Consider the following 12,652-nt stretch of genomic DNA (forward strand, 5'->3'; position numbering starts at 1 on the left):
ACAGGAGCAACCGGAGTAACCGGAGTAACCGGAGTAACGGGAGTAACCGGAGCAACGGGAGTAACCGGAGCAACCGGAGCAACCGGAGCAACCGGGACAACCGGAATAACTGGGACGACAGGAGTAACGGGAGTAACAGGAACAACTGGAACGACAGGGACAACGGGAGTAACAGGAACAACCGGAACGACAGGGACAACGGGAGAAACAGGAGCAACCGGAGCGACTGGAACAACCGGAGTAACCGGAACAACCGGGACAACAGGATTAACTGGAACAACAGGAATAACCGGAGCGACAGGAGCAACCGGAGTAACCGGAATAACCGGGGCAACAGGGATAACGGGAGTAACGGGAGCGACAGGAGAAACAGGAGAAACAGGAGTAACCGGAACAACAGGAGCAACCGGAATAACTGGGGCGACAGGAGTAACGGGAGCGACAGGAGTAACCGGAACAACCGGAATAACTGGAACGACAGGCGCAACCGGAATAACCGGGGCGACAGGAGTAACCGGATCAACTGGCCCAACTGGAGTAACGGGAGTAACCGGATCAACTGGCCCAACCGGAATGTCAGGATCAACAGGAGTAACCGGGGCGACAGGAGTAACCGGATCAACTGGCCCAACCGGAGTAACGGGAGTAACGGGAGTAACCGGAACAACAGGAACAACAGGAGTAACGGGAGTAACGGGAGTAACAGGAGTAACAGGAGCAACCGGGATAACAGGAGCAACCGGAATAACGGGAGTAACCGGAATAACGGGAGTAACAGGAGTAACGGGAGCAACCGGAGCGACAGGAATAACGGGAGCAACCGGAGCGACAGGCGCAACGGGAGTAACCGGGACAACCGGGACAACCGGGACAACCGGAACGACAGGAGTAACCGGAACAACCGGAATGACAGGAACAACCGGAGCAACCGGAACGACAGGGATAACGGGAGTAACCGGAACAACCGGGGCTACAGGAGTAACAGGAGCAACCGGAGCGACAGGAGTAACAGGAGCAACCGGAGCGACAGGAGTAACAGGAGCGACAGGAGTAACAGGCGCAACCGGAGTAACAGGCGCAACAGGAGCAACCGGAGCGACAGGAGTAACGGGAGTAACAGGAGTAACAGGAGTAACAGGCGCAACCGGAATAACTGGGGCGACAGGAGTAACCGGAACAACAGGAACAACAGGAGTAACCGGATCAACTGGCCCAACCGGAGTAACCGGAACAACCGGAACAACCGGAACGACAGGAACAACCGGAGCAACCGGAACGACAGGGATAACGGGAGTAACCGGAACAACCGGGGCGACAGGAGTAACAGGAGCAACCGGAGCGACAGGAGCAACCGGAGCGACAGGAGTAACAGGAGCAACCGGAGCGACAGGAGTAACAGGCGCAACCGGAGTAACAGGCGCAACCGGAGTAACGGGAGTAACGGGAGTAACGGGAGTAACAGGAGTAACAGGCGCAACCGGAATAACTGGGGCGACAGGAGTAACCGGAACAACAGGAACAACAGGAGTAACCGGATCAACTGGCCCAACCGGAGTAACCGGAACAACCGGAGCGACAGGCGCAACTGGAGCAACAGGCGCAACCGGAGTGACGGGTGCAACAGGAGTAACCGGAGTAACGGGTCCAACAGGTCAAAGACCAACTCTAACATTTGCAGAAAACGCTGGATCGATTGCCGTATTCCCACCACTTAATACAGAAGTAACAATTGTAAGTATCACTCAAGCTGTACTTGCAAATCAACAGCTTAAAATTGACTATGCAACAGCGATTGAGATAGTGGTTAATGCAAACTGGTCAATTACATTTGAGTTGCGACTTTATAGGGATGCGACTTTAATAGATACTAGAATATTTAATAGTAGCCAACCTACAGCTGGTACTCACAGATACCAATTCGCAAGTACTCAAGTAAATGTTGCACCTGCAAATGCAACATCAACCTATAGTCTTAGAGTAATTTTTACCGCTGCGTCAAACCTTACTTCATCATTGGCAATTAATAGAGATATGAATATAATAACATTTACACCTTAAGCTAGTTTTAATGGCTTTTTAAAATAATAACCCCATATGATAGACAGTTAGAATAGATTTTACTGTCATTTATATGGGGATTCTTTATTTAGAGATAATTTAAAAATAGATAAGATGTGCTTTAATCTTCAACTAAAAACATTTTATTTTTTTTCACATACCTTATAAAAAAAATTAAGGATGTGGAGAATTTGAATCGCTTTAATAGCCGTAAAGTCGATCAGTTACAATTCGATCTTGAATATAGAACCCAATTTACTTTTAAAGTAAATGATGAAACTTTAAGTTGTGTTTTAAAAGATATTGCTAACGATTCAGTAAATATTGTTGGGATTTTACTGACAAAAAGTGGTGAAAATAATAATTTTGTTAGACTCGTACCTGGTACAACTGAATTGCAAAATAAACATGATCTAAAAGTAGTTAGAGAAGTACTTGAATCACTTAATGTTAAATTTAAAGAAGAAACTATTTTCGCTCTATTAAATATTCCCCCTGGTATTCCAGGAGTATTTAGTAAAATTTACGGTAGTTTATGGTGTAAGGTTGGTGTGAAATCATTCTTTATAGGAGAAAAAGATAGTCTTTTTTTAACCGTAACAAATATAAAAAAAGCAACGAACATTTTAATGAATGATTACTTGATACAATGCGATAATCATTGTGAATAACCTTGATCTGCATTCTGAAATCATCATTTTTGAATAGTATATTTCTGCAATAATTTGTTAGCTAATTTTATTCCATCTACTGTTAAGTAAACTGATTTAGCACGATTACTAAAAAATATGAGATTATTATTCGATAATTTATTTAATGTTTCGAAAGGATAGCCTTTCCAACTTCTGAGTGTGGTTTCACCTAATACTGTGTTTTCTTCGAATGCTGTTAAATATAATAACAATAAAGTTAATTCATCGATTAGTTCTTGCATTTTAAATAGTTCCTTTCTAATTTATATTAAAAAAATAAGGAAATAAGAGGAAACCTTTTTAAATATAAGGTTTCCTCTTATTTCTAATTAATAAACTATAAATTGGTACCTTATAATGGTAGCGAAAATAATATCGTAAATTAATCATTTATAATTGGCATTTGATCTCTATGACCACAAACGGGACATGTAACTAGCCTTTCATTTACTTTACCGGTTTTAAATGCTAAAGCAAAATTTAATTTTGATAATTTAAAGCGACTACTACAACTAGGACAAACAAAATGAGTAGTTCTTGTGCCAATTTCTGAATATTTATAGACAAACGCGAATGCTAAAATTAATATAAGAATCGATTCAAAAAGACCAGCAATAAATTGATTCAAATCGTTATCCCACTTTCTTTTTTTAGATAAGACCAAATAAAATTTATTTGTTTTAAAAAACCTAAAATAATACTAAAAAAGAAAAATAAAATTGAGGGAAATACCAAAAATAGGAAACAATAGACATTAAGCACTAAAATACATAAATAAAGATTGAACTAAAAACGAAAGGAGAATTTTATGAATATAAAATTTTTGTTTATATTAAATGATTATATACCTACAGAACCGGCTTATGTTGCCAATACTGGAAAATATATAGATGGCTCATTAAATATCTATTTAAATGAAACTTTATTTTTTCATGACCCGAATTTAAATCTTACTGAATTTGCGAGTCAATTAAGTGGATGGGTTCAAAAGGTAGAAAATGGATCAAGAGATAACATGAATTATGAATCGATTAATCGAAATGAAGATCTTATGAATTTCCTATATAAAGGAGATGACAAGTGGGGGATTTATTCGGTGTGGCAAATGTTTGAACCGACAGAATATATTAATACAGAGGTATTAGTTGAGTCTGTAAATAGATTTCTTACTGCGTTAAATGATGGACTTATTGAAATCAATTATGATTATACACTTGATAAATTTAATGAGTAATTTTTATTATTAATCAATGTGTTTTACTAAAAGAGTTGCAAGAGTAACTCTTTTTTAGTGCATTTTGATAGGGGAATTTTACTAAAAAAAAATTTGATTTTATATGCTTAATATATCTTTTTAATTATTTTCTAATAGTTTAAAAGGAGTAATGGGTATGATGTTAAATTTAATTAGAAAATCGAAAAAATATGGAGGATTAATGAGAAAACTTCTATTCGTTTTTTTAAGTTGTATATTCCTATTTGGCTGCACTATGAAATCAAATACAGAAAGTCAAACTAGTAAAATTGTTTGTATCATTGGAGTTACTTCAATAGATACAATTATTTATTCGGGGGATAAAGATCATGATTTAATTAATAAACTCGAAAAAGGTTTTAAATTAAAAAAAATTGAGGATAAACAAATTGAGTCCACAGATTTAAGACTCACTTTTCTTGAGAAAGATGGTAAAAAAGAGGAATTTGAAGTGGATTACAAGCAAAGTATGTATTAGCAAAATGGAAACGGCTATAAACTTGACTCAAAGATAACAAAACTATTGCAGGAACAGTTTGGGAATTAAACAATAAAGAAGAGGGCTACGCTGTTCATCTAGTGCGCCCAGATAACTCAATAGTAATCATTAAAGATATTTAAGTTTAAAGAGTACAAAAATTTATCTAGAAATAAAAACTAGTCATCAAAGTCTCATTACTAACACTTCAATTTTCTAACTAGAGGAGCAGTGAACTTTTGGACTGAGAAAGTAAATTATTTTGCTGTAATGGAAAAAAAGTAAAAGATTTATATAATAAAATAAAGCACAAGGTAAAATTTTACCTTGTGTTTTTTTTAAAAATTTTAGTTGAAAAATCACTTTTACCATGAAGATAAAAGTGATGTGTACCTGTTTACCAATGCCACCAAGAAAACAAGGTTAATACAGGGTATGTTAGGAAATGGGAATAGTTCATTTTTATTGTATGGTAATAATTTCCTTATTAGTTAATCATAGGAATTTTTAGATTGAGGATGATCTTGGGGAGTAATTGAGATTTTTATTTTTAATAAGTAAGTATCTAATTTTCTAAGTTATCTGTTAAAATAATTCGTAAGAGATTAATCATAACAGGAGAAATCAATTTATGATGAAAGTATTTTCCAAAAAAATCGTACTAATAGTCACATCATTGATGATTCTACTAATGATAAGTGGGGCGTTAATTTCTTTTACTTATATCCCTTTAAAGGTCAAAAAAAATCAAGAGAAAATGAAAATAACAGAAAGTAACTGATATATTTTTTAACAAAAAGCTCTGAATAAGGGCTTTTTATAGTTTAGTGAAACTGGGGGAATATCTAATGAGTCAAAAAAGAATTAGAGATTATGGTGTTAATATTGGGTACCTGGAAACAGGAAAACTAAATTCGATTACGGATGTTTACGGGGTTACAGTGGGGCATGTAACGATCAGCAATCAAGACATCCAAACTGGTGTTACAGCAATATTTCCTCATCAAGGAAATCTATTTAAGGACAAGTTAATCGCGTCATCGCATGTTATTAATGGGTTTGGTAAGTCGATGGGAACGATTCAGATTAATGAGTTAGGAACGATTGAAACGCCAATTATTTTAACAAATACGCTAAGCATTGGGACAGCTGCAGACGCATTAATTGAATATATGTTAGAACATAACCCAGAAATAGGTCGTACGACAGGTACTGTTAACCCAGTAATTTGCGAGTGTAATGATATGCTTTTAAATGATGTACGAGCTAGATACATAACGAAAGACCATGTTTTTCAAGCATTAAGTAACGCTGCTTCAGATGTGAAAGAAGGAACTGTTGGAGCAGGAACTGGAATGCTTTGTTATTCATTAAAAGGTGGGATTGGAACAGCTTCGCGAGTTATAAAGATGGAACATGGTACATATACAATGGGTGTTTTAGTCTTATCAAACTTTGGGATTTTAAGCGATTTAAAAGTAAATGGAAAGCCTGTTGGAGTGGAATTGCGAGACCATATCTTAAAAGAACGAGACGAACAAGATAAGGGTTCAATCATTATGATTGTTGCAACGGACCTGCCCGTATCTGAAAGGCAACTAAATCGTATCATTAAAAGAACAGTTACCGGTTTATCTAGAACGGGCTCAATTATTACAACTGGAAGTGGTGAAGTCGTCATCGGCTTTTCAACTGCAACAAAAATACCTCATGAAAAAACAACGCATTGCATCACGGTTCCGACTATACATGAAGAAGATATTGATCTAGCATTTAGAGCAGTAGGCGAAGCAACTGAAGAAGCAGTTTTAAACTCTCTAGTAACAGCAACACATATCGTTGGGAGAGATGGAAATGAACGACCAGCTTTTAAAGATTTAATAGAAAAGTACAATGTTAACTTAATATAGATGATAGTTCAATCTCAATTGACTTACAAACTGATTAATATTCTGTAATGTTACACTAAGTAAAGGATATTTAATTAGGTTTTTATCGTAAACTTTTTTTGATAAATCAACATCACTCTACTCCTTTTACGAAAATTTGATCATTAATTGTCAAATTCTTTTTTCAACAGAGTGTGCATTGATCACTATTTCAATGCTTTTTTCTATTTTCTAAATCCATTAGAGCTGTTTTGAATGACTCTTTTATTTTAAATAAAGTAGGACTATCACAAAAAAAATAGAATAATTACTTAAAAGGAATATAAAGTGTCATGGAGGGGAAATAATGAAAATTGCTTTTCTTATAGTTGATATGCAAAAAATATTTTTAGAGGATAAAAAAGAATCATTGAATGTCGAAGGTGCTTGTGAATATATAAACTTTGTTGCTGACCGTATCCGATCTAAAAATCATTTAGTTATACATGTTCAAGATATTGAAGGAGCAGATGAACTAAATTCAGAATTACTTTCTTTCATCCCGGAAATTAAAGTAGAAGAACCAGATATTTGTGTTTCAAAAGAACATTCAAATGCATTTTGGAATACTGAGTTAGAACAGATTTTGAAAGGAAATGATGTTGAGTTAGTTATAATAGCTGGATTTGCAGCAGAACATTGTGTTCTATTTACTTATAATGGAGCTAGTGAAAGAGGATTTAAACCAGTCTTATTGCAAAATGGAATTTTAAGTACAAAAAGTGATGTAATAACTCAAACGTACCGCGATCGAAACATTATTTCATATAATGTTGTCCCATACATTATTTAATATAAAAATAGATTGATAACATAAAAAGTGCTCTTATAAGTCATGGTACTTTGAGCACTATTTTTTATTGAAAAATAAAACAAAGAAACCACAAGGTAAATTGAATGATCTTGTGGTTCTAATCTTATCTATTGGAAATTTAGACAAACTTTCTCATATTATTCTAATGGATACGGATTAATTCATAAATATCAGAGTCAAATCGAACTCTTGTATGCTTGGATTCATTTCGTTCAATTTCTTCTATTTCTTCTCGTAACTCTCCAAACCACCAAAATTTGAATTCAGTTAAAAAATTAGTAAGCATATTATTCCCCCTAGTTTGAATAATGCCTTAATACTATTAGATTATAAATCTATTTTTTTAAGCTAAGATTAATTTGATGTAAAGGTTAGCAAAGTTTTTATGTAGTGAAAGAAGATTTATCAATTTGCTTAATTAAATAAGTGAATCTATAAATTTCAAACCGTTTTAGAATTAATTTTAAATAAAGTTGAATTTGTTTAAAGGAAAATTATGGATGAATGTAGAATACTAATCTATACCTCAAAGATTTATCCTTTATGAATAAATCCCAAAAAGGAGTTGGTAGGCATGTCTAAATTTAGATTAATTCCTTACAAGCTGGAAGAAGTTAAAGGTAGTACAAATGAAGTACCACCTGGAGTTCGTTTAATTGATGCTAAATCTATTTGGGACAAAGGGTGTCAAGGGGAAGACGTGGTTTGTGCAGTTATTGATACTGGCTGTCAGACTGACCACCCTGAATTACAAGAGCGAATAATTGGTGGATATAATTTTACTGAAGATTACGGTGGGGATCCTAACGTATTCTTAGATAATAACGGTCACGGTACACATGTATGTGGGACGATTGCAGCTTCTGAAAATGGAGAAGGAGTTGTAGGGGTAGCTCCAAAAGCAAAACTTCTCGTTTTAAAAGTACTAACTGGTGCTGGGGAAGGTAGCATTGAATCAATTGTACAAGCGATTGATTATGCGACGAATTGGAAAGGCTCTAATGGCGAAACTGTTCGAGTGATTTCAATGTCATTAGGTGGCCCAGAGGATGATTCTTCGTTACATGAAGCGATTCAAAGAGCGGTTGAGCAAAATATAGCCGTTGTATGCGCAGCTGGTAACGAAGGTGATGGGGATGGCTCAACCAATGAATATAGCTATCCAGGTGCTTACGATGAAGTTATAGAAGTAGGTTCCGTAAGTCTTCAAAAACGATTATCCAATTTTAGTAATACAAATAACGAAATTGATTTAGTTGCGCCGGGAGAAAAAATTCTTTCGACTTATCCGACAAATCAATATGCTGTTCTTTCTGGTACATCAATGGCAACACCACATGTATCAGGGGCAATTGCATTATTAATTCAACAGTTTGAGTCAGAGAATAATGAGAAAATCACTGAACCAGATTTGTTCGAACTGTTAATAAGTCATACAGTACCAATCGGATACAGTACGTTTGAGGAAGGCCATGGACTGTTAAATCTAGGCGTAAATGTACCCGCAAAATCTCCGAATGTAATAAAATAATAAGTAAAGTCCCGGGTAGTGTTACTAGACTATTCGGGACTTTTTTGGTGAGTAGAAAAAAGTTAAAATTAATAGAGGTGAAATGAATGTTTAAAAATCAAATAACTGAACTTTTAAAGATAGAATATCCAATTATTCAAGCTCCGATGGCTGGTGGAATCACAACCTCAGATTTTGTAGCTGAAGTCTCAAATTGTGGAGCTTTAGGTACAATCGGAGCAGGCTATATGACTCCATCACAAATACGTGAACAAATTAGAGAAATAAAAAGGTTAACTAATAATAGCTTTGGAATTAATTTATTTGTCCCAAATGACTTTATAGTAAATGAGAATGAAATTTCAAATTCCAATGATTTATTACAACCTTTCAATGAAGAATTAAATATAAAACAAAATAATCGCATACAAGTTCAAAATTTTAATTCTTTTAATGATACATTCCACGAACAAATAAAAGTGATCATTGAAGAAGGTGTTCCGATTTGTTCATTTACATTTGGTTTACCTTCAAAGGAAATGATAAAAGAGTTAAAGCTTCATAATATTATTTTGATTGGTACAGCAACTACTGTAAATGAAGCAATTGAAATTGAGAAATTAGGAATGGATCTAATTGTCTTACAAGGTAGTGAAGCAGGTGGACATCGAGGTAATTTCTTAAACGATCATGAGGAAAGTTTAATAGGATTAATGTCTCTGATTCCTCAAGTAGTTGATCAGGTTAGGATTCCAGTAATTGCAGCAGGTGGAATTATGGACGGAAGAGGCTTAATAGCGTCTCTTTGTTTAGGGGCGAAAGCTGTTCAAATGGGTACCGCTTTTCTAACCTGTATTGAAAGTGGGGCACATGAAATACATAAAAATGCTATTCTAAATTCTACTGAAGACCAGTTAGTTTTGACCCGTTCATTTTCAGGGAAATGGGCAAGAGGAATTGAAAATAAGTTTATTACGGAAATGAAAAAATACGAAGCTGATTTACCACAGTTTCCAGTTCAAAATACGATTACCCAAACGATGAGAAAAGCATCTTCTGTACAAAATAATAAAGAGTTTATGTCACTCTGGTCGGGACAAAGTCCTAGATTAGCTAAAAAGGAATCGGTAGAAAACTTAATAAATGAAATAATGGATGAAGCTAAAAAACTAATTCAAGGTATTGGAAAAAATTGAATTGAATGCTATGAAAATTAGTTGGTACTAATATTATAGATTAGGAGGCTATATGAATTATTGTGAAGGGATGAGAGAAAAGATTGGAAATGCCCCTATAATTATTGTACGTCCAAGTGTTGCTATCCTAAATTCTGTAGGTGAAATCTTACTTTATCAATATGGAGGAGGCAATTGGGGGATACCAGGTGGGATTTTACAATTAAATGAATCGGTTGAAGAATGTGTTAAGCGAACTGTTCTCGAAGACATCGGTCTTAAGGTAAATTCTTTATCATTAATTGGTGTATATTCCGGAGCAGAATTTATAAATAAAGTTGAGGGAAGCGGAGACGAATATCATACAGTAGCAATTGGTTATATTTGCACAGATTTCGAAAATGAAATTTGTCCAGATCAAAATCAATCAATTAAAGCGCAATTCTTTCATTTAAGTCAATTGCCTGAGGATATTGATCCTTTTATAAAAAGTCAGTTGAAAAAATTAAAATTTTAACCAAGTAAAAAAGGTTCTAATAGGTTTATTTGAAAACCTAAATTGAGAACCTTTTTTTATAGAGGTAAATAATTTATACTTTTGTTACTTTAAAAGCATACGATCAATATACGATTTAATAGCTTCAATATTACCAGATACTTGTTCTTCTCTTTGTTCATCTTTTTTTATTTTATCTAATGATTTTTCTAGAATCGTTTTTGCTTCCGATTGAGGGATTACAACTACTCCATCTGCATCACCAACAATGATATCACCTGGGATAACCGATGTACCTCCACATGATATTGGAATATTAATATCACCTACCCCAATTTTTCCACTTGCAGCTACGGTAGTTCCTTTACAGAATACCGGGAAATTTAATTTTTTAATACCGCATATATCCCGGATTACCCCATCAACAACTATTGCACTAACACCCATTGTTTGTGCCATTCCAACAACAAAATCCCCTGCAATTGCCCGGTATCGATCCCCTTTTGCATCGATTACGATCACATCACCTGGATTTGCTTCACGAATTGCCTTCAAAACAGCTAAGTTATCGCCAACAGGGATTTTAACAGTCAGTGCTCTTCCAGCAAATCTATAATCTTCTTTTAAAGGCTTTATTGACGGATCCATATTATTTAGTCCATCCATTACGTCTGAAATACAAGTTGTTGGTATAATTTTAAATTGATTAATAATAGAAATCTCTCCCTTTTAAATCATTTATTTAATGAAATTATATAAATAATTTGATCTCGTGAGAATTTCGAAAACATTATTAAGCTTGATAAAAAATAATTATTGAATTAAGAAAGGTTGAAATAGATTAATATCGAATAAAATAAGTTGATAATAAAAAATAGTTTAATCTTTAAATATCTTGAATTTAAACATCATGTAATTAAGATCTGATTGAAGTGAAATCAAGTTATTTTCAAAAAAAAAAAGTTTATGAAGTCCATTAAGTTTCACTATATTATTAATATTTTAGATTAGTCTATTTTTAGACCAGTCCTTTTTTAATTAAGAGGATGCCTAAGAATGTAACATGATTGACTTCATTATTTAATATATCGATATATCCTTGTATAGTAACATTTAATTAAGGAGTTGAGGTGCTTGAGAAACAAAACTAAATACGTCTATTTAACACACAAGGTTCAAATAGAATCTACTGAAAAACTGGAAAAGCTATCCCAACTTACAGGGAAAACTAGTGCAGAATTAATCGAAAAAATGATAGAAGAAATGTATGACCTACATATAAATTCAAAAGAAAATGAAGAAAATCTTGATGAAGTTCTTAACGATGAAAATTTATTTGAAGATATTACAGATCAAGAAATAAGAGATGCAGAGCTAAGATGGCGAAACTCCAAACAAGGTATTAAAGATTTTAGTCAAAGAATGGAAGATTGGAAGAAAGAAGAAAAAAGGAAAAATGCTGAGAAAGCAAAAGAATATAAAAAGAAGATAGTTGATTGGGCTAGAGTCTGGGAAGAGTATTTAAGAAATTATTCTACTTCTATCAAAAAAAATAAAAAACATAATTTCAAGTATTTCAATCCGAATGATAGTGCTGAGGTTTGGAAGAAACAGATGAGGGAATATACAAAGCTTTGGCACCCTGATTATGCACCAGACCATGGAAATCCTCAAAAATTTGGTGAAATGAAAGCTGAATATGATATTTTAAAAGGTAAAATTCCAACTGAAGAATATAGTTTATAAATTTATTGGTATTACATATAAAGATTCAAATGGATGGTTTCGATTTATAAAAATAGTAAAAAGTAGTGGAACTAAACAACGTTCCACTACTCATTTAACCTACTTTATTTAATCTTCTTTTGCACTATCCTCAGCAATTACTCGTAGTTCTTGATAAAAAATATCATGATTACATTCTGGATTTTCAGCTTGTTTATATTTGTCTACAATTTCAAGTAATTCACCAGTATCTCCTTTAGCATTGATAATTTCCAAAATTTGATTCATATCATCAGTATATTCATCTTCTTTTTTCATTACAGATCCTCCTTCACATTTAGATGTTAATTATTATTTACTAGCTTTATGAAAAAAATAGATCGTTTTTTGAATTAGATAGACATCTAATGAAAGATTGAAGCTAGAAATTCTTACAAACCCCACCATTTTTATAAAGTGTTGTTCTTGGCCGGGCATTTCATTTTAAATTAATATTAAAATTTGAATTTTCTAGCGGAATA

General features: G+C 34.0%; 15 protein-coding genes. 10 read left to right on the forward strand and 5 right to left on the reverse strand.

Features of this window, described 5'->3' with window-relative positions:
* Positions 1 to 2,058 (forward strand): hypothetical protein (locus COI44_RS07075; RefSeq protein ID WP_098427296.1); only part of this gene is annotated, 2,058 nt, incomplete at its 5' end.
* Between the two features lie 191 nt (positions 2,059 to 2,249).
* On the forward strand, positions 2,250 to 2,729 hold the full coding sequence (locus COI44_RS07080; protein WP_098427297.1) for a hypothetical protein: 480 nt from the start codon (positions 2,250 to 2,252) through the stop codon (positions 2,727 to 2,729).
* A 23-nt stretch (positions 2,730 to 2,752) separates the two neighbouring features.
* On the opposite strand, the gene COI44_RS07085 is transcribed toward COI44_RS07080, so the two are convergent.
* The gene (locus COI44_RS07085; protein ID WP_098427298.1) at positions 2,753 to 2,992 is read right to left on the reverse strand and encodes a DUF6429 family protein; all 240 of its coding nucleotides are present in this window, start codon (positions 2,990 to 2,992) and stop codon (positions 2,753 to 2,755) included.
* A gap of 140 nt (positions 2,993 to 3,132) precedes the next feature.
* Positions 3,133 to 3,378 (reverse strand): hypothetical protein, encoded by a 246-nt coding sequence (locus COI44_RS07090; RefSeq protein ID WP_098427299.1) that lies wholly within the window; start codon positions 3,376 to 3,378, stop codon positions 3,133 to 3,135.
* A gap of 180 nt (positions 3,379 to 3,558) precedes the next feature.
* On the opposite strand from COI44_RS07090, the gene COI44_RS07095 reads away from it, so the two are divergent.
* The 4 genes from COI44_RS07095 to COI44_RS07110 all read left to right on the forward strand — a co-directional run bounded on the left by COI44_RS07095 (position 3,559) and on the right by COI44_RS07110 (position 7,204).
* On the forward strand, positions 3,559 to 3,984 hold the full coding sequence (locus COI44_RS07095) for a DUF7878 domain-containing protein (RefSeq protein ID WP_098427300.1): 426 nt from the start codon (positions 3,559 to 3,561) through the stop codon (positions 3,982 to 3,984).
* A gap of 157 nt (positions 3,985 to 4,141) precedes the next feature.
* On the forward strand, positions 4,142 to 4,483 hold the full coding sequence (locus COI44_RS07100; protein WP_098427301.1) for a hypothetical protein: 342 nt from the start codon (positions 4,142 to 4,144) through the stop codon (positions 4,481 to 4,483).
* Positions 4,484 to 5,331: 848 nt separating this feature from the next.
* Positions 5,332 to 6,393, forward strand: coding sequence for a DmpA family aminopeptidase (locus COI44_RS07105; RefSeq protein ID WP_098427302.1), 1,062 nt, complete (start codon positions 5,332 to 5,334; stop codon positions 6,391 to 6,393).
* A gap of 325 nt (positions 6,394 to 6,718) precedes the next feature.
* Complete coding sequence (locus tag COI44_RS07110; protein WP_098427303.1) at positions 6,719 to 7,204, forward strand: cysteine hydrolase family protein; 486 nt, start codon at positions 6,719 to 6,721, stop codon at positions 7,202 to 7,204.
* A 163-nt stretch (positions 7,205 to 7,367) separates the two neighbouring features.
* Here COI44_RS07110 and COI44_RS24050 read toward each other — a convergent pair whose 3' ends face one another.
* Entirely contained in the window at positions 7,368 to 7,511 is a 144-nt protein-coding gene (locus COI44_RS24050; RefSeq protein WP_179887038.1) for a hypothetical protein, read from the reverse strand.
* 288 nt (positions 7,512 to 7,799) lie between these two features.
* Here COI44_RS24050 and COI44_RS07115 point away from each other — a divergent pair, with 288 nt between their 5' ends.
* The 3 genes from COI44_RS07115 to COI44_RS07125 all read left to right on the forward strand — a co-directional run bounded on the left by COI44_RS07115 (position 7,800) and on the right by COI44_RS07125 (position 10,427).
* Complete coding sequence (locus COI44_RS07115; protein WP_098427304.1) at positions 7,800 to 8,756, forward strand: S8 family peptidase; 957 nt, start codon at positions 7,800 to 7,802, stop codon at positions 8,754 to 8,756.
* A gap of 86 nt (positions 8,757 to 8,842) precedes the next feature.
* Positions 8,843 to 9,931, forward strand: coding sequence for an NAD(P)H-dependent flavin oxidoreductase (locus tag COI44_RS07120; protein WP_098427305.1), 1,089 nt, complete (start codon positions 8,843 to 8,845; stop codon positions 9,929 to 9,931).
* Between the two features lie 52 nt (positions 9,932 to 9,983).
* Positions 9,984 to 10,427, forward strand: a complete 444-nt coding sequence (locus COI44_RS07125) for an NUDIX domain-containing protein (RefSeq protein WP_098427306.1) — start codon at positions 9,984 to 9,986, stop codon at positions 10,425 to 10,427.
* An 84-nt stretch (positions 10,428 to 10,511) separates the two neighbouring features.
* Here the strand turns inward: COI44_RS07125 and COI44_RS07130 are convergent, their stop codons facing one another.
* A complete protein-coding gene (locus tag COI44_RS07130) occupies positions 10,512 to 11,126 on the reverse strand; it encodes an RraA family protein (protein WP_286163824.1) in 615 nt (204 codons plus the stop codon).
* Between the two features lie 414 nt (positions 11,127 to 11,540).
* Here COI44_RS07130 and COI44_RS07135 point away from each other — a divergent pair, with 414 nt between their 5' ends.
* Positions 11,541 to 12,152: a hypothetical protein gene (locus COI44_RS07135; protein WP_098427308.1), complete on the forward strand. Its 612-nt coding sequence runs from the start codon at positions 11,541 to 11,543 to the stop codon at positions 12,150 to 12,152.
* A gap of 108 nt (positions 12,153 to 12,260) precedes the next feature.
* On the opposite strand, the gene COI44_RS07140 is transcribed toward COI44_RS07135, so the two are convergent.
* Positions 12,261 to 12,449 carry a hypothetical protein gene (locus COI44_RS07140; protein ID WP_097978761.1) on the reverse strand — a complete coding sequence of 63 codons (189 nt, stop codon included), beginning with the start codon at positions 12,447 to 12,449 and terminating at the stop codon, positions 12,261 to 12,263.
* Positions 12,450 to 12,652 lie beyond the last annotated feature (203 nt).

Source organism: Bacillus sp. AFS088145, from assembly GCF_002564465.1.
Lineage (GTDB): Bacteria > Bacillota > Bacilli > Bacillales > Bacillaceae_G > Gottfriedia.

What these genes read in the sequence shown, in the direction of transcription:
- COI44_RS07115 (WP_098427304.1), top strand. Translation starts at nt 7,800, where the DNA reads ATGTCTAAATTTAGATTAATTCCTTACAAGCTGGAAGAAGTTAAAGGT.
- COI44_RS07110 (WP_098427303.1), top strand. Translation starts at nt 6,719, where the DNA reads ATGAAAATTGCTTTTCTTATAGTTGATATGCAAAAAATATTTTTAGAG.
- COI44_RS24050 (WP_179887038.1), bottom strand. Translation starts at nt 7,511, where the DNA reads ATGCTTACTAATTTTTTAACTGAATTCAAATTTTGGTGGTTTGGAGAG.
- COI44_RS07105 (WP_098427302.1), top strand. Translation starts at nt 5,332, where the DNA reads ATGAGTCAAAAAAGAATTAGAGATTATGGTGTTAATATTGGGTACCTG.
- COI44_RS07095 (WP_098427300.1), top strand. Translation starts at nt 3,559, where the DNA reads ATGAATATAAAATTTTTGTTTATATTAAATGATTATATACCTACAGAA.
- COI44_RS07085 (WP_098427298.1), bottom strand. Translation starts at nt 2,992, where the DNA reads ATGCAAGAACTAATCGATGAATTAACTTTATTGTTATTATATTTAACA.
- COI44_RS07125 (WP_098427306.1), top strand. Translation starts at nt 9,984, where the DNA reads ATGAATTATTGTGAAGGGATGAGAGAAAAGATTGGAAATGCCCCTATA.
- COI44_RS07140 (WP_097978761.1), bottom strand. Translation starts at nt 12,449, where the DNA reads ATGAAAAAAGAAGATGAATATACTGATGATATGAATCAAATTTTGGAA.
- COI44_RS07120 (WP_098427305.1), top strand. Translation starts at nt 8,843, where the DNA reads ATGTTTAAAAATCAAATAACTGAACTTTTAAAGATAGAATATCCAATT.
- COI44_RS07100 (WP_098427301.1), top strand. Translation starts at nt 4,142, where the DNA reads ATGATGTTAAATTTAATTAGAAAATCGAAAAAATATGGAGGATTAATG.